The sequence below is a fragment of the Corynebacterium sp. HMSC034E11 genome (assembly GCF_001835905.1).
Taxonomy (GTDB): domain Bacteria; phylum Actinomycetota; class Actinomycetes; order Mycobacteriales; family Mycobacteriaceae; genus Corynebacterium; species Corynebacterium coyleae.
Window position 1 is genome coordinate 71872 of record NZ_KV826370.1, and the last position, 19829, is coordinate 91700.

General features: G+C 61.5%; 19 protein-coding genes and 1 pseudogene. 12 read left to right on the forward strand and 8 right to left on the reverse strand.

What is annotated here, in order from left to right:
* Both HMPREF2690_RS00610 and HMPREF2690_RS00615 read right to left on the reverse strand, forming a co-directional pair.
* Window positions 1-409, reverse strand: a 409-nt coding sequence (locus HMPREF2690_RS00610; protein WP_141750495.1) for a DUF4192 family protein, incomplete at its 3' end; no start/stop codon positions are given.
* Between the two features lie 170 nt (window positions 410-579).
* Complete coding sequence (locus tag HMPREF2690_RS00615; RefSeq protein WP_080972893.1) at window positions 580-1053, reverse strand: recombinase family protein; 474 nt, start codon at window positions 1051-1053, stop codon at window positions 580-582.
* 35 nt (window positions 1054-1088) lie between these two features.
* Here HMPREF2690_RS00615 and HMPREF2690_RS00620 point away from each other — a divergent pair, with 35 nt between their 5' ends.
* Window positions 1089-1625, forward strand: a complete 537-nt coding sequence (locus tag HMPREF2690_RS00620) for a hypothetical protein (RefSeq protein WP_218079069.1) — start codon at window positions 1089-1091, stop codon at window positions 1623-1625.
* 169 nt (window positions 1626-1794) lie between these two features.
* Here HMPREF2690_RS00620 and HMPREF2690_RS00625 read toward each other — a convergent pair whose 3' ends face one another.
* On the reverse strand, window positions 1795-3354 hold the full coding sequence (locus HMPREF2690_RS00625) for a SulP family inorganic anion transporter (RefSeq protein ID WP_034664651.1): 1560 nt from the start codon (window positions 3352-3354) through the stop codon (window positions 1795-1797).
* 169 nt (window positions 3355-3523) lie between these two features.
* Between HMPREF2690_RS00625 and HMPREF2690_RS00630 the strand changes: the two genes are divergently transcribed.
* Complete coding sequence (locus HMPREF2690_RS00630; protein WP_048733850.1) at window positions 3524-3928, forward strand: MerR family transcriptional regulator; 405 nt, start codon at window positions 3524-3526, stop codon at window positions 3926-3928.
* Window positions 3929-4468: 540 nt separating this feature from the next.
* Here HMPREF2690_RS00630 and HMPREF2690_RS00635 read toward each other — a convergent pair.
* The gene (locus HMPREF2690_RS00635; protein WP_070421670.1) at window positions 4469-5980 is read right to left on the reverse strand and encodes a recombinase family protein; all 1512 of its coding nucleotides are present in this window, start codon (window positions 5978-5980) and stop codon (window positions 4469-4471) included.
* Window positions 5981-6000: 20 nt separating this feature from the next.
* Window positions 6001-7088: pseudogene (gene ychF, locus HMPREF2690_RS00640) on the reverse strand (redox-regulated ATPase YchF).
* 83 nt (window positions 7089-7171) lie between these two features.
* Here ychF and HMPREF2690_RS00645 point away from each other — a divergent pair.
* Genes HMPREF2690_RS00645 through HMPREF2690_RS00655 form a run of 3 tightly spaced genes read left to right on the forward strand, consistent with a single transcriptional unit; the run spans window position 7172 to window position 10312 of the window.
* Window positions 7172-8542: an AI-2E family transporter gene (locus HMPREF2690_RS00645; RefSeq protein WP_070819881.1), complete on the forward strand. Its 1371-nt coding sequence runs from the start codon at window positions 7172-7174 to the stop codon at window positions 8540-8542.
* Window positions 8543-8573: 31 nt separating this feature from the next.
* Window positions 8574-9623 carry a DNA recombination protein RmuC gene (locus HMPREF2690_RS00650; protein ID WP_070771280.1) on the forward strand — a complete coding sequence of 350 codons (1050 nt, stop codon included), beginning with the start codon at window positions 8574-8576 and terminating at the stop codon, window positions 9621-9623.
* Between the two features lie 11 nt (window positions 9624-9634).
* The gene (locus HMPREF2690_RS00655) at window positions 9635-10312 is read left to right on the forward strand and encodes a DUF6542 domain-containing protein (RefSeq protein WP_210401370.1); all 678 of its coding nucleotides are present in this window, start codon (window positions 9635-9637) and stop codon (window positions 10310-10312) included.
* A gap of 53 nt (window positions 10313-10365) precedes the next feature.
* Here the strand turns inward: HMPREF2690_RS00655 and HMPREF2690_RS00660 are convergent, their stop codons facing one another.
* Window positions 10366-11337, reverse strand: coding sequence for a 4-hydroxy-3-methylbut-2-enyl diphosphate reductase (locus HMPREF2690_RS00660; protein WP_070771282.1), 972 nt, complete (start codon window positions 11335-11337; stop codon window positions 10366-10368).
* A 103-nt stretch (window positions 11338-11440) separates the two neighbouring features.
* Here HMPREF2690_RS00660 and xseA point away from each other — a divergent pair, with 103 nt between their 5' ends.
* Together xseA and HMPREF2690_RS00670 are read left to right on the forward strand one after the other, a co-directional pair.
* Entirely contained in the window at window positions 11441-12715 is a 1275-nt protein-coding gene (xseA, locus tag HMPREF2690_RS00665) for an exodeoxyribonuclease VII large subunit (RefSeq protein ID WP_246819479.1), read from the forward strand.
* Between the two features lie 35 nt (window positions 12716-12750).
* Window positions 12751-13020 (forward strand): exodeoxyribonuclease VII small subunit, encoded by a 270-nt coding sequence (locus HMPREF2690_RS00670; RefSeq protein WP_070421676.1) that lies wholly within the window; start codon window positions 12751-12753, stop codon window positions 13018-13020.
* A gap of 10 nt (window positions 13021-13030) precedes the next feature.
* Here the strand turns inward: HMPREF2690_RS00670 and HMPREF2690_RS00675 are convergent, their stop codons facing one another.
* Window positions 13031-13603 (reverse strand): DUF4245 domain-containing protein, encoded by a 573-nt coding sequence (locus tag HMPREF2690_RS00675; protein WP_070452588.1) that lies wholly within the window; start codon window positions 13601-13603, stop codon window positions 13031-13033.
* 142 nt (window positions 13604-13745) lie between these two features.
* Here HMPREF2690_RS00675 and glpX point away from each other — a divergent pair, with 142 nt between their 5' ends.
* Window positions 13746-14756 carry a class II fructose-bisphosphatase gene (gene glpX, locus HMPREF2690_RS00680; RefSeq protein ID WP_070452585.1) on the forward strand — a complete coding sequence of 337 codons (1011 nt, stop codon included), beginning with the start codon at window positions 13746-13748 and terminating at the stop codon, window positions 14754-14756.
* A 53-nt stretch (window positions 14757-14809) separates the two neighbouring features.
* Here glpX and HMPREF2690_RS00685 read toward each other — a convergent pair whose 3' ends face one another.
* The gene (locus tag HMPREF2690_RS00685) at window positions 14810-15502 is read right to left on the reverse strand and encodes a CPBP family intramembrane glutamic endopeptidase (protein WP_070819883.1); all 693 of its coding nucleotides are present in this window, start codon (window positions 15500-15502) and stop codon (window positions 14810-14812) included.
* 103 nt (window positions 15503-15605) lie between these two features.
* Here HMPREF2690_RS00685 and HMPREF2690_RS00690 point away from each other — a divergent pair, with 103 nt between their 5' ends.
* From HMPREF2690_RS00690 to HMPREF2690_RS00705, 4 genes are all read left to right on the forward strand, one after another.
* Window positions 15606-17006: a class II fumarate hydratase gene (locus HMPREF2690_RS00690; protein ID WP_070452579.1), complete on the forward strand. Its 1401-nt coding sequence runs from the start codon at window positions 15606-15608 to the stop codon at window positions 17004-17006.
* A 66-nt stretch (window positions 17007-17072) separates the two neighbouring features.
* Window positions 17073-17576 (forward strand): hypothetical protein, encoded by a 504-nt coding sequence (locus tag HMPREF2690_RS00695; protein ID WP_070482585.1) that lies wholly within the window; start codon window positions 17073-17075, stop codon window positions 17574-17576.
* A gap of 27 nt (window positions 17577-17603) precedes the next feature.
* Window positions 17604-18212, forward strand: coding sequence for a TetR/AcrR family transcriptional regulator (locus HMPREF2690_RS00700; protein ID WP_070819884.1), 609 nt, complete (start codon window positions 17604-17606; stop codon window positions 18210-18212).
* Complete coding sequence (locus HMPREF2690_RS00705; RefSeq protein WP_070819885.1) at window positions 18206-19765, forward strand: MDR family MFS transporter; 1560 nt, start codon at window positions 18206-18208, stop codon at window positions 19763-19765. The genes HMPREF2690_RS00700 and HMPREF2690_RS00705 overlap by 7 nt, the downstream gene beginning before the upstream one ends.
* Window positions 19766-19829 lie beyond the last annotated feature (64 nt).

The window sequence follows — 19829 nt, forward strand, 5'->3', positions numbered from 1 at the left end:
CGTCGATGAGCGGATGCTGGTACACAGACCACCAAGCAGCCCCAGTGACGATCTCGGGCACCTGCACCACCCCGAGCAGCGGCGGTAGCGGCGAGGCCCCGCTGGTGAGGTACGTGGCCGTCTCGTCGAAGACCGGCTGCGCAATGTCATCGCTGATCATGTACGCGATAACAGCGTCGAGTTCGAGGTGGTGGACCCACGCTGCGAACCGCTCGCGGCTCTCGGTGAGCTTCTCCACTGCTTCGTCCAGGTCGAACCGTGCGACCGGGCCGAGGCGGACGGTGTCGACGCCCTCGTCGTCGACGAAGAACGCGAGGATCAGCGAGTTGTTCGGGTAGAAGCCGAGGATGCCGGGGAGGTTCGCGAGGATCTCGCCGTGAGATGCAAGCGTGTGGGAATGAGTGGACATGGCAGTGCTCCTTTGCACGAATACGGGGTGTATGTGGTCAATCCCGTATTCGGCCCGGCTCTGCCGGTCGCAGGCGTATCCCAGCAGTGCAGCACTCATGTGTGCCGAGCGTCGCTAGCGCAGCCTGATGCCTTCTCGCCGGGTGCGAGCGCTAGCGACGCAGCCTGTGCTTAAGCGTCGGCTTCGATGCGCTTGAGAGCGCGATAGATCGTCGGCCGCGAGACGTTAAAGGTGCGCGCTACAGCGCTGACGGACTTGCCGCCGTCGATAAGCTCCTTGGCCATCTGCGCCTGCTCAGCGCTGAGCTTCGGCTTGGGGCCGGCGACCCTGCCCTGTGCGCGGGCGTGCGCCACGCCCTCACGGGTGCGCTGGACAAGCAGGTCACGCTCCCACTCGGCAAGACTTGCCATGACGTTGATAACCACCTTGTCGGTGGGCTTCGACGTGTCCAGCGCTGGCTCCAACACCTTGACGTTGATGTCACGCTCGGCGAGGTCAGCGATGGTGTTCACGGTGTCCGCGAGGCTGCGGCCGAGCCTGTCCAAGCGCGTGACAACGAGCGTGTCGTCGGGGCGCATGTACGCCAGCGCGTCATCAAGACCAGGCCGTTGCCAGTTGGTGCCGGAGATGGTGTCTGAGTAGATGTGGTCCGGGTCGCAGCCAGAGCCTGAACGCTCAGATGACTTCGAGCCTGACTTCTAGCCTGGAACCGCTGGTAGAAGTAGCTGTATCTGAGGCAATGTCGAAAGAGCCTAAGAGCCTGCACGAGGCAGCAGAAGCCTCTAAGAAGGCTCGCAGCGCTCTGCTCCAGGAGAAGGAGTCCAACGAAAAGCTGCTGGAGGAGATACGCGCAGAACGCAAGCAGTATAACGACGATATGGAAAAGTCGAACACGAACTTTATTAAGGCCTGCATGTCTGCCTCGTGGATTGCAGCCAGTGTTCTCTTCGTTGCTATCGCACTCGTTGCTGTCGGAGCCTTGGGGAACGGGCTGCTAAGTATGCTCGGCATACCCGACGGCGTGTCTGCCTTGTGGGGTCACGTCCAGGAGGCCAACGGCATCGGCCCAACACTGGGCTGGTTGGCGTTAACACTTATCGTCATAGGGGTTCTTATAGCGCTTATGACCTGGATGTTGTCCCAGGCTGCGCCGGGTATTGCTCACTTAGTCGAGGAATACCGTCGCAATCACCCGAGGAAAGAAACGAACCACTAACTAGAACACGTGCACCGTAAAAAGTAAAAATCCCCACAACACAGCGTAGCGGTTAACCGCTACGCTTCTTTTATGCTCTTCCTATGCCCCAACTTTGCAACAGCACCAATAAACTGGCGCCCCGGTTATAAGTTGGGGCGCCAAGTCGATGTGCTCGAGTCGGGGGATGTTAGTGGCCGGTGCCAAGCCGGCCAGACAGGCGGTTCAGCCGGTCCTGACTGGGACCGTCGAGCCCGATAATGGACACGGTTTTGCCTCTGTCCTGGAACTTCTGCGTAATCGCGTCAAAGGTCGCGACCGTGGAGGCATCCCAGATCTCCGCCTCAGTGAGATCAATAGTGATATGACGGGCAGAATCGGTGTAATCAAAGCGATAAACCAGGTCATTGCTTGATGCCCAAAACAACTGGCCATGCACCCGGTAGGTACGAGTATCAATCTCTCCATCGCCGTCGCCGTCGATCTCGGAGACCTTTTCAATGGAAGCGATATGTGCCATCCGACGGGCGAACATGATCATCGCGGTGACCACACCCAACACCACACCAATGGCCAGGTTGCTGGTGGCTAGGGTGGCAATAATCGTCACGGCCATAACAATGGTCTCAGAGACCGGCATGAGTTTAAGGGTGCGTGGATGCACCGAGTGCCAGTCGATGGTGCCGACCGAGACCATGATCATGATTGCCACCAGGGCAGCCATCGGGATCATGCCAACGATGTCGCCCAGTGCCAGGACCAGGACCAGCAGGAACACACCGGCTAACAGGGTGGATAGGCGGGTACGTGCCCCGGATTCGCGGACGTTGATCATGGTTTGACCGATCATCGCGCAGCCACCCATGCCGCCGAAGAAACCGGAGGCAATATTAGCCACCCCCTGTCCCCAGGATTCACGAGTTTTATCGGAATGAGTGTCGGTGATGTCATCGACGAGCTTGGCGGTCATCAACGATTCCATGAGACCGACCACGGCCATGGCCAGGGCATAAGGCGCGATGATCTGCAGGGTCTCCAACGTCCACGGCACGTTCGGAATAAACAGGGACGGTAAGGTCTCCGGCATCTTGCCCATGTCCGAGACCGTCGGGACAGTCAAACCGGCGGCAATGACCAAACCGGTGAGCACGATAATCGTGACCAGCGGGGCGGGGATCACACTGGTGAGCTTGGGGAAGAAAATCATGATCACCACACCCAAGCCGACGAGTGGGTAGACTATCCAAGGCACATCAATGAGGTGTTCGAGTTGGGCGGTGAAAATCATAATGCCCAGTGCATTGACGAAACCCAGCATCACCGATCGGGGGATAAAACGCTGAAGTTTCGCCACACCGAGGGCGCCGAGCACGATTTGTAGGACACCGCCCAACAGGACGGTGGCGATGAAATAATCCATCCCGTAACCACGCGCCACAGGAGCAATGACTAGGGCAATAGCCCCGGTGGCGCCGGTGATCATTGCCGGGCGGCCACCGGTAAAGGCGATCGCAATGGCCATGACTACCGAGGAAAACAGACCCATGGCTGGGTCAACACCGGCAAGGATGGAAAAGGCAATGGCCTCAGGGATCAGCGCCAGGGATACCGCCAGTCCGGCCAGAATCTCTATACGGATACGGGCGGGGGAAGAAAATGCGTAACGGAAGGATGCGATGATCCCGGTAGGGGCATCAGCGCCGTCTGGACTCAGGAGGGGGCGGGGGGCCGCCGTGCTAGTTTCAGTCATAGATGTCCAATCTTTGAGGGGATAGGTAACTGGGCGAACGCCCGAAAGGAATCCAACCCTCTAGTAACTTTAGGTTTGGTGATGGTGGTCATGGTAGCGGGAGTTTTACTCAACCGCCAACCCAGGCACAGGAACCCGTGGGCAACATCACCGTGAAGGAGAACAGGCAATGCAAAACAGTAATTTCAAGATCGGCGAGGTCGTTGACCAGACGGGGTTGTCGATTCCCACCTTGCGTTATTATGACAACGTCGGCCTGATTACCCCATCGGGGCGTAGCCCTGGTGGGTTCAGGCTTTATAGTGAGGCTGATGTACGTCGTGTTTTGCTGGTGCGACGGATGAAACCGCTGGGGTTTACTCTGGATCAGATGCGGGAATTCCTGGAAGCTGCGGAGATTCTTCATAGTTCAGATGGCGGGCAGGACAGTGATACCGCACAGCAGGCACGGAGTAATGCCAAGGCCACCCTTGCCGACATTCGTGAGGAGACGCGCACCCGCTACGAAAAGCTACGCAAGCAAATTGCCTACGCTGAGGAATTCCTCGATCTGGTCAACACCCTGGTACCCTAAACTGCCCCCATCCTTCGCAGGGAGAAAAAGACCATCGTATTGAATGCGCTCTGTCGAATCGCGTTCCAGATGAAGTGGACGAACGCCCGCGGCCTCTCCGGAGTGGATGGCGATAGTACAGAGGACTTCTGAAATCCGTGCAGACGACTCCTCAAAACGACACAGTCATCCAAGGTCACAAAATCGAAAACTGTCACTTAACCCCATCACTTCCAAACCGGCTTAAGTGACAAAATGCCATCGCTAAAGTCCCGATTTGAGTCCCAGGACGTGCGCCTTAAGAGAAATAACTAAAGCCCCTACCAGTGTTTCTCCTGGTAGGGGCTTGGAAGTTGGTAGCGGGGGCAGGATTCGAACCTACGACCTCTGGGGTAACAAGAGCCGTGTCATACTTCCTGCGAACGCCACGGTTGAGCAGTGTCGCCCCCGATACACGAAGGCAGATCTCCCCCGAACTGCCGGCTCCCGTGGCGTTCCTTCGTAAGAGCTTTGCGCGCCGCAGCGCATGCGCGCGATTGTTGACGTGTCACACACTGCAACCTAGTTCCACACGATCTGCACCGATTCAGGGTTAAAGGTCTTGGTGCCGCGCACGCCACGGCGCAGGCGCACCTGGCACAGGGTATTGATGACTCGGCGCTGCACGGCAAGCTCTGCGTTGTCGAAGGCATCCACGGGCGAGGCGTAGCCGGTTGTGTCGAGCAGCGCCGATGCGCCAGCAAGACGGGCACGGCGCGTTTCGAGTTTCTCGATCTGCGGCTCATAACGGTTTCGCGCGCGCTTGAGGTCACGGGCCTCGATAAGCTCCTCATCGTAGTCAGCCTGGACGCGGGCGAGCTTTGCGCGAAGCTCAGCGAGTTCGTCGTCGATGGCGTTGACCTCGTCGTCGTCCACAGTCGGCAGCAGGTCCGCCAGGTCGTCACGGCCAAGGCGGGCGCGGATCACGGCGAGCACAAAATCATCGACGCTATGTGTGCGCACTAATCCACAGGCGGCGCAGCGGTAGCGGTCGGCATGTGTGCGCACGGGGTTGCCACACTCGTCGCAGACATACAGACCCGAGCCGAGATGGCGGCGAGTGTTCCGGCGCTCCTTGTTGGTCAGCCGGTCGGGATCGTCGAGCACGTTCTGCACGCGCCACCACAGATCTGGTGTGACGATCGGCTCCCACTGCCCTTTCACCGGCTCGCCGGTATCGGGGTCGCGGACGATATGCGTGACACGGCGGTATTTGTTCTTCACGCCTTTGCGCTTGGCCTTCTTATAAGTGGAGTAACCCGCATACACGGGGTTGCGCAGGATCGAGTGCAACGACGTGTAGGCCCACGGCTGCGCGTCGGGAACCGGCTTTTCTTCCTGGCCTTCAGCGCGGCGTCGAGCGTTGCGCTCTGTGACCACGGTGTACATATGGCGCGGCGTGGTCGGGATATCCGGCAAGCCCGGTTGATCGACCCCAGATAAGGCGCGCGCAATGTCGCGCATGGAGTTGCCCCTCTCGACAGCGCGGAACATACCGAGCACGGCGGCGGCTTCGGATGGAATGATCTCGCCGGTGGAGGTGTAGCCGATAGGGCGCACACCGCCGGAGTACCAGCGGCCCTGCTCGGCGCGTTGCTGTTGCGCACGAGACTGGCGCATGCTCTTTCGCTCGATCTCGCCGCGTGCCACGGCTGCTTTGATGCGCGCGTACATTCTGCCGCCGTCGGTGGCAAGGTCAGCATCACCGTTCGCAGTGACGAGTTTCAGCCCCTGCTCCTCTGCCCTGTCGATCCACTCTTCGAGCTGCCAGGGCTGCCGTGTGAGGCGGTCGAGGTCCCAGCAAATGATCGCGTCGATCTCGCCGCGCTCAAAGGACGCCACCATCGCGTCGTAGTCGGGGCGGTCCACGTCCTTCTTCGACGCGGAGATCGACTGATCGACGTAGGTATGCACGACGTCCCAGCCGCGTTGCTCGGCAAGGGCTTCGCAGTCCTGGCGCTGCCGGTCGATGGCGAGGCCGTCCATGGCAGCATCGAGCGAGATACGGAGGTAAATAGCAGCACGTGTTGTCATGCCGCTAACACTAGCGCGCCTCAGGTTACATTGAAACGAAACTCCACCACGTCGCCGTCGACCATGACGTAGTCCTTGCCTTCCTGGCGGACCTTGCCGGCGGCGCGGGCCTCGGCCATGGAGCCGAGCGCGTCCAGGTCTTCGAAGCCGACGATCTCGGCCTTGATGAAACCCTTTTCAAAGTCGGAGTGGATCACGCCTGCGGCCTTCGGGGCGGTGTCCCCCTTGTGGATGGTCCAGGCGCGAGCCTCCTTCGGGCCTGCGGTGAGGTAGGTCTGCAGGCCGAGGGTGTCAAAGCCGGCCTTGGCCAGGGTCTTCAAACCTGGTTCGTTTTGGCCGACGGCGGCGAGGAGCTCGGCTGCGTCTTCGTCGTCAAGTTCGAGCAGCTCGGTTTCGGTCTGGGCGTCGAGGAACACAGCCTCGGCAGGGGCGACGAGTTCGCGCAGTTCCTGTTTCTTCGCCTCGTCGGTCAGCACGGCTTCGTCGGAGTTGAAGACGTAGAGGAACGGCTTGGCGGTCATCAGGTGCAGGTGGTGCAGCAGCGCCAGGCGATGTCGCCGGTTTTGGAGGCGGCGAACAGGGTGCGGCCGTCTTCAAGAATGGCCTGGGCCTTCTTAGCCTCCTCGGCCTGGTCGGCAATGTCCTTGTCCTTGCGGCCGTCCTTCTCCAGACGCGGCAGGGCCTTCTCGATGGTCTGCAGGTCCGCGAGGATCAGCTCGGTGTTAATCACGTCGATGTCGGAGGACGGGTTGACCTGGCCGTCGACGTGGATGACGTTGTCGTCGGAAAACGCACGCACCACCTGGCAGATCGCGTCCGCCTCGCGGATGTTGGCCAAAAAGGCGTTGCCCATGCCCTCGCCCTCGGACGCGCCCTTGACGATGCCGGCGATGTCCACGAAGGACACGGTCGCGGGCAGCACACGCTCCGAGTCGAAGATTTCCGCCAGCCGGTCCAGGCGCGGATCCGGCAGCTCCACCAGGCCGATGTTCGGCTCGATGGTGGCGAACGGGTAGTTAGCGGCAAGCACCTCGTTACGCGTCAGCGCATTAAACAAGGTGGATTTACCGACGTTGGGCAGACCGACAATTCCAAGAGTAAGGCTCACGGCGCTCCATCCTATCCCACGTTGTGGCGCTGGTTGTGAGGGGTTCGTCGCAAAGCAATGTGCAGTGGGGCACAATAGTTCGCGTGACCGCTCCGATTCAGCCTGCAGACAAGCGCGACGACCGCGTCGATCGCATCGTGGTGTTTAACACCTGGGTTTCCTCCGGGGCGAAATTTACGCTGCGCCTGCTGGTCATCGCGCTGTTTTTCTTCGCAATCGGCAAGCTCATCGGCGCCTTTTGGGTCGGCGTGTTGCCTGCGGTGCTCGCGCTGATTGTGTGCACGGTGCTTGCCCCGGTTGCGAGCTGGCTGCGCAACCATAAGTTCGCCGATGGCCTCGCGGCCATGGTGACCATGTTGCTGTTCTTCGGCGTGCTGGCAGCCCTCGGCATGATCGTCGCCCCCGATATTGTGGGCCAATCGCGGCTGCTGTACATCCAGGCGCTCGAGGGTGTGCAGCGCCTGCAGTTGTGGGCGCAGGGTCCACCGCTGAACCTTAACCCGGAGAACCTGAACGAGGGTGTCGACGAAATCACGCGGTGGGTCCAGAACCAGGCCGGCGCCATCGCCGGTGGCGTGTTCTCCGGCATCAACACCGCGGCAGGCCTGTCGGTGACGCTGATGGTGCTGTTCGTGCTGACCTTCTTCTTCCTGAAGGACGGCCACCGCTTCCTGCCGTGGCTGCGCGGCGCGACGGGCGGACGCACGGGACTCCATTTCACGGAACTGTTGACCCGCGCTTGGAACACCCTGTCGGGCTTCATCAGGGCGCAGGCGGTGTGCTCGCTTATCGATGCGCTGGTGATCGGCATCGGCATTGCCATCGTCGGCGTTCCCATGGCGTTCACGCTTGCGATTATTACGTTCGTTGCAGGCTTCATCCCGATCGTCGGTGCGGTGGTCGCGGGCGCGCTGGCGGTCCTGATCGCACTGGTCACGCTCGGGTTCACCAAGGCCCTGATCGTGCTCGGCATCGTCCTGGCCACCCAGCAGCTTGAGGGCAACGTGCTCTCTCCCCTACTGCAGTCCAAGGCGATGAACTTGCACCCGGTGATCGTGCTGATCTCCGTGACCGTCGGCGGTGGCCTCTTCGGCCTCATGGGCGGTTTCCTCGCGGTGCCGACAGCTGCGATGATCGCTGTGGTGTACCGCTACGTGTTGGACATCCTGCGCATCAACGCCGGCGAGGTCAGTGCCGAGGACCTCACTTTTGCCACCGAAGAGGGCAAGCTCATCGCGGAAATCGACGAGGCAGAGTCGGTGCACAAGCGCGAGGCGTGGCGCGGCGAGCGCGACTGGGTCAACGCTCCGCAAACCCCTGACGACGATCCAGCTGCACAGGACGATGACTCACCCCACTTCAGCGCGAATAGCCTGAAGAAGTTGCGCGAGGTGGGCAGCCGCACCATCTTGCGACGCAGGGAGTTCGAACATAAAAGCGAACCCGGCGAGTAGTGTGTCGTGCCGGGGTGGTTAGATCTGCGGCATGCAAACGTCAACGGTCTTTCTTATCCTTGCAACGGGTCTCCTCGCCGGGTTTATCGTCGGGGTATTCGCTGGCGTGGCGTGGTTTCGCCGTTCTGCACCTCAGCCGGCTCCGCCACAGGATCTCCGCCCCGTCGCTCGCGCGTTGAAGGACATGCGTGAGCAGATTGATGCGATGGATAAGCAGCAGGCAGTGGCGTCGTCGGCAATCGCAGGTCAGGTCCAGGCGATCGGACGGACCTCCGCGCGTCTCGGCGACCGCACGGACCAGCTCATCACCGCTTTGCGCTCCCCGCAGACCCGCGGACGGTGGGGCGAGATGCAGCTAGAGCGCGTTGTGGAGCTCGGTGGCATGCTCGAACACGTTGACTTTGATACGCAGGCGCACATGCGTATCGACGACACCCGCGTCCGCCCCGACATGATCATCCGCCTTACCCAGGGGCGCAACATTGTTGTGGACGCGAAGGTTCCCTTCGGTTCCTACCTGGACGCGTTGAACACGGATGATCCGGAGGAGCACGACGCCCACCTGCGTCGCCATGTGCATTTGCTGCGTTCGCATGTGGATACGTTGTCGAACAAGGCGTACATCAACGCGTTCCAGCCGACCCCGGAGTTCGTCGTGTTGTTTGTGCCAGCGGATCCGTTTTTGGATGCGGCGCTCGGCCTCGACCCGGAACTGCTTGACTATGCGTTTTCACGCGACGTCGTCATCGCCACCCCGACCACGCTGTTTGCACTGTTGCGCACAGTCGCCCTCGGCTGGCGTCAGGAGTCCATCAACGCGTCCGCGAAGGAGGTCCAGCGCCTCGGGGCAGAGTTGCACCAGCGTCTATCGACGATGGCCCGCCACTACAACAAAGTCGGCGCCTCATTGGAAAAGGCGGTTGAGGCTTATAACGCCACGTTGGCATCGATGGATTCCCGCGTGATGGTCACGGCACGTAAGCTCGAGGAGGCTCACGTTCCTGCCCGGAGGGAACAGGCTCCAGAGCTGAATCCTATTTCGGCGCGTGCCCGGCACATGGCGGAGGACGACGGCAGGTAAACTGCGTCAGCGTGTCACATCTTTCGAGCCGGAGCCATTCCCCTACGTCCACCACCTTTGTTGGGTTGCCGACGGGGTCTGGACTCGGCATCGTTTTCGCCGCCTTGTTCACCGGGGCACTGTTGTCGCTGTCTGCCGGTGTAATTTCGTGGCCGTTTCTTGCGCTGTACACCCTCGCGGTCATTGCGGTGACCACGCTGGTGAACCCGAAGGGTCTGTCCCTAACGGTCACGAGCGCACCGCTCATGTTCGTCGCCGCACTGGTGGCGACGGGGTATGGCATGTCACGCGACGGCCTTTCGGCGGGTGGGGCGAGCGCGAAGACTGCTCTGCTTGGCATCGTGTACCCGGTGGCGGAGTATTTCCCAGTCTTGTTTTTCACCACCGCAGGTTCGCTTGTGATCGCTGCGGTGCGGTTGCGGTTGATTCGTCGCCAGAATGCTGCGATCCAGCGCCGCGAGATGGCTGAGCGGACGTCACAGAACCGCAGCAACCGTCGCACGAATTCGCAAGGACGGAGGGCTCGCGAGCAGGCTCGGTCGGTTCCTGTGCAGGAGTTGTTGGAGCGGGCGAAGTCGGAGGGGGCGCGTCGTCGCAAGGCAAATGCGAGTGGCTCGCGTAGATCCGGAGAAACCGGTGGTTCTTCACGTGCGGTTCACCGCCTCGGCGAGGACTTGTACAAAGGCTAAAGGCCTTGTCCCGATGTCAACGGGGCAAGGCCTTTGGTCGTTCTCGGCGGGGTTTATGCCTCGAGCGGTGCCTCGCGGCGCGGCAGGCGCAGTTCGCGCGGCAGGGAGAACGTGATGGTCTCCACGGTGGTGGTGACCTCTTCCACGTCGCCGTAGCCCTTCTCCCCCAGGTAGTCGAGCAGTTCGCGGACGAGGATGTCCGGCACCGACGCGCCGGAGGTCACGCCGACGGTGTTGACACCGTCGAACCAGGCATCGTCGACTTGGTGGGCGTAATCGACCAGGTGGGACTCCTGCGCGCCGGCCTCGAGCGCGACCTCGACGAGGCGTTTCGAGTTGGACGAGTTCTGGGAGCCAACCACGATGACCAGGTCACTTTGCGGCGCGATCTTCTTCACTGCGGCCTGGCGGTTTTGGGTGGCGTAACAAATGTCGTCGCTCGGCGGGTTCTCCAAGTTCGGGTAACGCTCGTGCAGTTTGTTGACGATCTCCATGGTCTCGTCGACAGACAGCGTCGTCTGGGACAGCCACACCAGCTTCTGCCCCTCCGGGAAGTCCGGCAGGCGGTCGACGCCGTCGACGCCGTCGACGAGGTGGGTGATGTCCGGAGCCTCACCTGCGGTGCCTTCGACCTCTTCGTGGCCTTCGTGGCCGACGAGCAGGATGTGGTAGCCGTCGCGGGCGAAGCGCTTCGCCTCGTTGTGCACCTTGGTCACCAGCGGGCAGGATGCGTCGAGGGTGTGCAGGCTGCGCTCCTTGGCGGATTCGCGCACTGCGGGCGACACACCGTGGGCGGAGAACACGAGGTGGGATCCTTCGGGGACCTCGTCGGTTTCGTCGACAAAGATCACGCCGCGGTCCTGCAGCGTCTCCACCACGTACTTGTTGTGCACGATCTCCTTGCGCACGTAGACGGGGGCGCCGTACTTCTCCAGCGCCTTTTCTACGGTCTCCACGGCGCGGTCCACGCCTGCACAGTATCCGCGTGGGGACGCGAGTAGCACTTTCTTACCCTGATCAGTCATGGAACCAACCCTAACGAATCTGCGTCAAAAACAGTAGGCGGGTAAATCGTGCCCGCCGGGTACTGTTTACCTGGCAGAAGAACTGGGGAGAAAGGAGCATCGCGTGACAGAAACACAAGGTGTGCAAGGTGCGCAGAGTGCGCCGCCGAAGAGCACGCCGGAAACGCCGTGGTCTGTGGCCAAGCTCAATAACTCCGTGAAGAGTTGGATCGACCGGCTGGGTTGGTTGTGGATTGAGGGTCAGCTCACGCAGATTAATACGAAGCCGTCGTGGCGGCTGTCGTATATGACGCTGCGGGACACGCAGGAGCAGGTGTCGGTGCAGTTGACGGCGGAGACGTCGTTACTGACCGGCATGGCTGTGCCGTTGAAGGACGGCGACCGCGTGGTCGCATACGGTAAGCCGACGTTTTATCAAGGCCGCGGCTCGTTTTCGATGAAGGTGGCGGAGATCCGTCACGTCGGTGCGGGCGAGCTGTTGGCGCGCATTGAGGCGTTGCGTAAACAGTTGGCGGCCGAGGGCCTGTTTGATCCGGCGCGGAAGCGCCCGCTGCCCTACCTTCCGAAAAAGGTTGGTCTGATCACGGGGCGTGGTTCGGCTGCGGAGCGTGACGTGGTCACGGTTGCGCAGGGGCGTTGGCCACAGGTGAACTTCGAGATCATCAACACGCCGGTACAGGGGCCGACGACGGTGCCTGCGGTGATCGAGGCACTGAAGGTGCTGGATCGCGATCCGGACGTGGAGGTGATCATCATCGCCCGCGGCGGCGGTTCGGTTGAGGACTTGTTGCCGTTTTCGGAGGAGGCCCTGCAACGCGCGGTGGCGGCCGCTGGCACACCTGTCATTTCGGCGATTGGCCACGAGCCGGATAACCCGGTGCTGGACAATGTGGCAGATGTTCGCGCCGCCACCCCGACCGATGCTGCGAAGCGTGCCGTGCCGGATGTTGTGCAGGAGCGTGCGCTTATCGACGAAGCACGTGCCCGCATGTCCGCCGCCCTGCGCGGATGGGTGCAGCGGGAAAGAAATGGCCTCGCGTCGATTCGCACCCGTCCTGCCCTAGCGGATCCGATGATGGCGATCACGCGCCGCCGCGAGGAAGTGGAGCGCGCCCAGGCGTTGATCCGCCGCGACATTTCCCATGTGCTGCAGCGTGAGAACCAGCAGGTCTCGGCGTTGCGCGCGCAGGTGTCGGCGCTCGGCCCCTCTGCAACCTTGGCCCGTGGTTACGCCGTGGTGCAGGTGGTCCCGCGCGACCACTCTGGCCCTGAGGTTGTGACCTCTATTGATCAGGCTCAGCCCGGCGCGCAGCTGCGTATCCGTGTCGGTGACGGCTCCATTACAGCGGCATCGATGTCTACTACTCCCGCTGACTAATTCTCAAAACAACCAACGACGTTTAAGGAACACTCATGACAGACAACACGTTTGGATCCGGCCAGGCGAACGACAATGCTTTCCCGGACCCGGAGACGCTGACCTACGAGCAGGCTCGCGATGAGCTTGTGGAGACGGTGAAGATTTTGGAGCTCGGCCAGATGAGTTTGGACGAGTCGTTGAAGTATTGGGAGCGCGGTGAGGCGCTGGCGAAGCGGTGCGAGGTGCTTCTCGACGGCGCTTCGAAGCGCGTCGAAGAAGCCATCAGCACCCGTCAGGTCAGCGGGCAGGCTCCTGAGCAGTAAGTACTAGAAGCTACTGGGGTGTGATCGGAGTAGCCTTCAGCGCTGCGCTGATGAGCTCTTCGAACTCGTCCGTGCTGCCTGCGCCGGTGACGACGAAGCGTGCGTCGCCGGCGTCCACAATCCACAGGTCGCGGACCTCGCGTTCGTCGCTGGTGTAGACCTCGACGTCGGTGTCGTCGATACGCACTGTGCGATCGAGCATGCGGTTGTCGGTGTTGGAGGCTTGGAGCGCCGCATCCTTATCGACGCCAGTCTGGGTGAGTTGCAGGTAGCCACGGTTCGGGGTGACCCACCCGACGACGGGTGCCGAGTTGCCGGCAAGCATGCTGCGGCGCGCCGAGTTGGTGGTCCAGCCTTCTGGCATCTGCGGGTAGCGCACCGGGTAGTTCACCGCGCGCGCCTCGAGGTCGAGGAACGCTTCTGCGTCGACCTCCTGCACGGGGCCGGATTCTGGGGCGCCGGGGTTGAAGGAGCACAGCCCGGTCGCGCCGACAGCGACGAGCATGAGCACCACAATGAGCACGGCGTTGATTGCCATGTCTCGGCCGTTTTGGAAGATGCGGGGTTTCTTGTCGTTTGCCACGCGTTTCAGTATGTCATGAGCCACCTGCACCCCAGAACGGGCGGGCTTCTCCCCCGTAAAGGTGGGCGATACCAACACTTCGGCGTGTGGAAGTGCCAGAATAGAGGGGTCGATTTTTGTCCTCTGGAGGAAGGCCCCCGCGATGACTGAACAGTCTGATCTTGTCCCTGACCGCAACCTAGCAATGGAACTCGTCCGTGTGACGGAGGCGGCAGCGCTCGCCTCCGGCCGCTGGGTGGGCCGCGGACAGAAGAACGAGGGCGACGGTGCCGCCGTCAACGCGATGCGCAAGATGATCAACTCCGTGGAGATGGACGGCGTGATCGTGATCGGTGAGGGTGAGAAGGACGAGGCCCCGATGCTGTTCAACGGCGAGCAGGTTGGCACCGGCCGTGGTGCTGCGGTGGATATCGCCGTTGACCCGGTAGATGGCACCCGTCTGATGGCAGAGGGTCGCCCGAACGCGATTTCTGTCATTGCTGCCGCGGATCGTGGCTCCATGTTTAACCCGCAGGACGCGTTCTACATGAACAAGATCGCGGTTGGCCCTGAGGCGGTCGGCGCGATTGATATCACTGCTTCCGTTGAGGACAACATCAAGTCGGTTGCTAAGGCGAAGGGTGTTCGTCCGGCTGACATCACGGTTGTTGTGTTGGATCGCCCGCGTCACGACAAGCTTGTCGAGGAAATCCGTGCCGCCGGCGCCAAGGTTCGCTTCATCATGGACGGCGACGTTGCCGGCGCAATTGCTGCCGCTCAGGACAACAGCTCCATCGACATCGCCATGGGCATCGGCGGCACCCCGGAAGGTGTTGTCACCGCATGTGCGCTGAAGTGCCTTGGGGGCGACATTCAGGGCATGCTGGCCCCGCAGTCCGACGAGGAGCGCGAGAAGGTACTCGCCGCTGGCCACGACCTGGATCGTGTCCTTGGCATCAACGACCTGGTCACCTCTGATAACTGCTACTTCGCCGCTACCGGCGTGACCAACGGTGACATGCTGCGTGGCGTGACCTACCGCAAGTCTGGCGCCACCACCCGTTCGCTGGTGATGCGTTCGAAGTCCGGCACCGTGCGCTACGTCGAATCCCAGCACCAGCTGGCCAAGCTGCAGGACTACTCGGTGGTCGATTACTCCGAGCCAACCAAGTAGAACCTGACTTTTGCCCCGCGCCTTCTCAGCGAAGAGCGCGGGGCTTTGTCGTTCTAGAACAAGGCTCCAATGACTGCTGCGCTAGCCGCGAAGTTGTTGGCTACGTGCACGATGAAACTCGCAGTGATGCCGCCGTGGAACCGTGCGACCAGTGTGAGGCCGATGCCGCAGAAGAATGTGTAGACGATCACGGGTGGCGCGATATGGGCTGCAGCAAAGATGACGGAGGTGAGCAGCACGCTCGCTGCTGCCGGCATGAGCGTGTCAAAGTAGCCCATGAGCACACGGCGGAACACAATCTCTTCAATCACTGGCCCGAGTAGCAGATAACCGGCAAGCAAGATGAGCACCGGCGCCACACTTCCGGCATCTTTGGCTAAGTCATCTGCGGTTGAGCCTCCGCCTGGTTCCATCCCGATCAGCGAGCCGACGATAGCGCTCGACGCAGCCGCCCCGACGATCACTGCCGGAACTTGCCACAGCACATGCCAGCCTCGACTCCCTAGCCGCGTAAACCCCAGCTCGAGTCCGCGACTTTTCATGTAGCGGATAAGCAGCACCAAGGGCACAACGATGGCAATGAGAACCGCGAGAGGCAGCATGCTGATCGCGACGGTGCGGGACACGTTCGCGTGCACCAACAGCAGACCTTGTCCCGCCAAAAGGGCGTACATAATGGCCATTGCCGCCAACGCCACCAGCGCATCCCTCAATGCGGGGGCCTTTTGTGTCCGGTTTTCAGACATTACAGCTCCTCATTTTTGTTATCTGGGGCATAATCGATCTTTGGAAAGGCACGAGCGCACTTTAGCGTGCGTGGCGTGCATGGGACAGAAGTAAAGGACAATCATGGCTGATCAGGAATACCGCATCGAACATGACACGATGGGCGAGGTCAAGGTGCCCGTCGACGCTCTCTGGCGCGCCCAGACGCAGCGTGCTGTGGAGAACTTCCCAATCTCCGGCCGCGGCCTTGAGGCCCAGCAGATTCGCGCACTTGGTCTGCTGAAGGCTGCGTGTGCTCAGGTGAACAAGGACCTGGGCAAGCTGGACGCTGAGAAGGCGGACGCGATCATCGCTGCTGCGAAGGAGATTGCGGACGGCAAGCACGACGACCAGTTCCCGATCGATGTGTTCCAGACCGGTTCCGGCACCTCGTCGAACATGAACACCAATGAGGTTATCGCGTCCATCGCGAAGGCGAACGGTGTTGAGGTTCACCCGAACGACCATGTGAACATGGGCCAGTCCTCTAACGACACCTTCCCGACCGCTACTCACGTTGCTGCCACCGAGGCTGCCGCAAACGATCTCATCCCGGCGCTGAAGGTGCTCCAGGAGTCTCTGGAGAAGAAGGCGAAGGAGTGGCACGAGGTTGTGAAGTCGGGCCGCACCCACTTGATGGATGCCACCCCGGTCACCTTGGGTCAGGAGTTCTCCGGCTACGCACGCCAGATCGAGCTGGGTGTCGAGCGTGTCGAGGCGACCCTGCACCGTCTGGGCGAGCTGGCCATTGGCGGCACCGCTGTGGGCACCGGCATCAACACTCCGGCTGAGTTCGGCGGCAAGGTTACCGAGGAGCTCAAGAAGCTCACCGGCCTGGATGAGCTCTCTGAGGCAAAGAACCACTTTGAGGCACAGGCGAACCGCGACAGCCTGGTGGAGTTCTCCGGCGCGATGCGTTCCGTGGCGGTTTCCCTGTACAAGATTGCGAACGATATCCGCCTGATGGGCTCGGGCCCGCTGGCTGGTTTCGCTGAGATCCACCTGCCGGATCTGCAGCCGGGTTCCTCGATCATGCCGGGCAAGGTCAACCCGGTGCTATGCGAGACCGCAACTCAGGTTTCCGCACAGGTCATCGGCAATGACGCTGCTGTGGCGTTCGGTGGCACCCAGGGCCAGTTCGAGCTCAACGTGTTCATCCCGATGATGGCGCGCAACGTGCTCGAGTCCTCCCGCCTGCTGGCAAACACCTCCCGTCAGTTCGCCACCAGGCTTGTTGATGGCATCGAGCCGAACGTCGAGCACATGCGCGAGCTCGCCGAGTCCTCCCCGTCGATCGTGACCCCGTTGAACTCTGCAATTGGTTACGAGAACGCGGCCAAGATTGCCAAGCACGCGATCAAGGAAGGCATCACCATCCGTCAGGCCACCATCGACCTTGGTTTCGTCGATGGTGAGAAGCTCACCGAGGAGGAGCTGGACAAGCGCCTCGATGTGCTGTCCATGGCCAACACCGACCGAAACTAGGCCGTAGTTCGCACCTAGCTAGAATCTGCCCCCAGCACTTCACTTCAACATGCTGGGGGCTTTTTCATGCCTGATTCTTTCTCCGAGCTGCGCACCGCCGGTGGCCCGAACAAGCCGTGGGTCGTCGGTGGCGTGCTTGCGCTGATTGTCGCCGTGATCGGCGTCGCGCTCGCGGCGGCATATTGGTACGCCAACCCGAAGCCGGAGCCGACCAACGAGGTGCCCGAAACCGTCACGGTGACGGCACAACCGCAGTTGCGTGACGACGACTCCACCTCCCCCACCGGCACCTACACCGGCACCCTGAACAGCCTGGAGGACAACGCGAAGGTGAAGGCTTGGCCGGCGGTGGCCACGTTCGGTGGTGGGACCGCGTCGGTGACGTATCCGTTGACCGGATGCACCGCACTGATCGGTGAGGACGGTGCGTCGGTGCCGTTGACGAAGCCGTGTGGGGATGGTTCGGGGCGGTGGGTCGTCGAAAAGCAAGAGCCCGGGATTGTGAAACTGACGTACTTTGAAGGCGAAAAAGCGCTGGTAGAAGGGGAACTCTCCGCCGGTTTGCCTTAACATGCACCGGGTGTAATATTGCACCCCGTGCAAAATGAGGGAATTCGGGAGCAGAAGCGCCGCGAGACGCTAAAGCGCATCCGCAACGAGGCGGCGGCGCTTGTCGACAAGCGTGGCTACGACAACGTCACCGTCGACGACATCTGCCGCGAGGCAGGCATCTCCCGGCGAACCTTCTTCAACTATGTGGAATCTAAGGACGAGGCGATCTTGGGATCGTTTCCGTTCACCCTCGACGAGGACGCGCTGGACGCGATCCGCACGACCCAGAGCGACAACGTGCTGGAGCTTGTCATTCGCTCCGTCGTGGTTGAGCCGGGCACGTTTGATGGTCCGGCGGCGAAGTGTCGTCGTCAATTGTTGGAGAACAACCCGGGCTTGATGCACGCCGAAGCCGCCCGAAAGCGCGGATTCCTCACCGAAATTGGTCGCGCCCTCCGCGCCCACTTTGAAACCTTCCCGCAGGACCGCAAGCATTCGGGATCGCTGGAGGCGGAAGCACTATTCATCGTCGTGCTATTTCAAGGGGTCGTGACCAGGTACCTCTGGGCGCCGCCCGATGAAGGAGACCCAATCGAGCAGCTCATCGAATACGCCAAAGACATCACGAATTACGCAAAGGACATGACATGGTAGACAACCGCACGGGACGCCACCCGCTTCAAGCCACTCCCCCGAACGTCGGCGTCGTGTTCGCCGCCCTGCTGCTGACCATGCTGATGAGTTCGCTGGGCCAGATGATCTTCGCCACGGCCCTGCCGACCATTGTTGGTGACCTCGGCGGCGTGGACCACATGAGCTGGGTCATCTCCTCGTTCTTGGTCACAATGACCATCGCGATGCCTATCAACGGCAAGCTTGGCGACGTATTGGGCCGCAAGTGGCTCTACATCACCGGCATCGGCCTGTTCGTAATCGGCTCCGCCATCGGCGGCTTTGCTAACACCATGGAGCTGCTCATCATCGGCCGCGCCATCCAAGGTCTTGGCGCAGGCGGCATGATGGTGAACTCGCAGTCCATCATCGCGGAAGTCGTTCCTGCTCGCGAGCGCGGCAAGTACATGGGCGTGATGGGCGCAGTATTTGGTGTGTCCTCGGTGCTCGGTCCGGTCCTCGGCGGCTGGTTTACCGACGGCCCCGGCTGGCGTTGGGCGCTCTGGATGAACATCCCGCTCGGCCTGCTCGCCATGACGGTATGCACCAAGGTGCTGAAGCTGCGCCGCGGATCCGCCAAGGGCATGAACTTTGACTACATCGGTACCACGCTGATGATCGTGGCCACCACGTCGCTGATCCTCACCACCACGTGGGGTGGCACGCAGTACGACTGGACCTCCCCGACCATCATCGCCACCAGCGCTATCGCTGTGATCGCTGCCGTGCTGTTCGTGATTGTCGAGCTGCGCGCGACTAACCCGCTGATCCCCATGGGGCTGTTCCGCAACCGCAACATGGTGCTGACCACCCTGGCGGGCACGGTGCTTGGCCTCGGGATGACCAGTGCTCTCGCCTACCTCCCGACGTACTTGCAAATGGTGCACGAACTGACCCCGACCGACGCGGGCCTTATGATGCTGCCGATGGTGCTCGGCATGCTCGGCACCGGCACGGCAGTCGGCTTCATCATCTCTCGCACCGGCCGCTACAAGATGTACCCACTGTCCGGCATGCTCATTACCACCGTGGGACTGTTCCTGTTCTCTCGGCTGAGCGTGGACACGTCGCTGACCGTGCTCGGGATCTACATGTTCATCTTCGGTTTCGGCCTTGGTCTGGTCATGCAGGTTCTTGTACTCATCGTGCAGAACTCGTTCCCACTCGCCCAAGTGGGCACCGCAACGTCGACGAACAACTTCTTCCGCCAGATCGGCTCCGCTATCGGCGCCTCCCTGTCCGGCTCGTTGTTCATTCACAACATGCGCGAAAAGCTGGAGGAGCGCCTGCCGGAAGCTCTGGCGAAACTCGGCGAAGAAGGTGCTGCGCTAGGCAAGCAATTCGGTGAGGGTGCCGCGAACTCGCTAACCCCGAGCAGCGTGGCGCAACTGCCCCAGCCGGTGAAGGAAGTCGTGCTGTCGAGCTACAACGACGGCCTTACCCCCGTGTTCCTCCTCATGGTGCCGCTGGCCATCATCGCGTTCGTGATCCTCCTGCCGGTCAAGGAAGACCCACTCAAGGAAGATTTGAGCTAACCGGGAAACGAAAACGGCCCGGCCCCTCACATGGGGCCGGGCCGAACGCCGTTACATGGGCGCG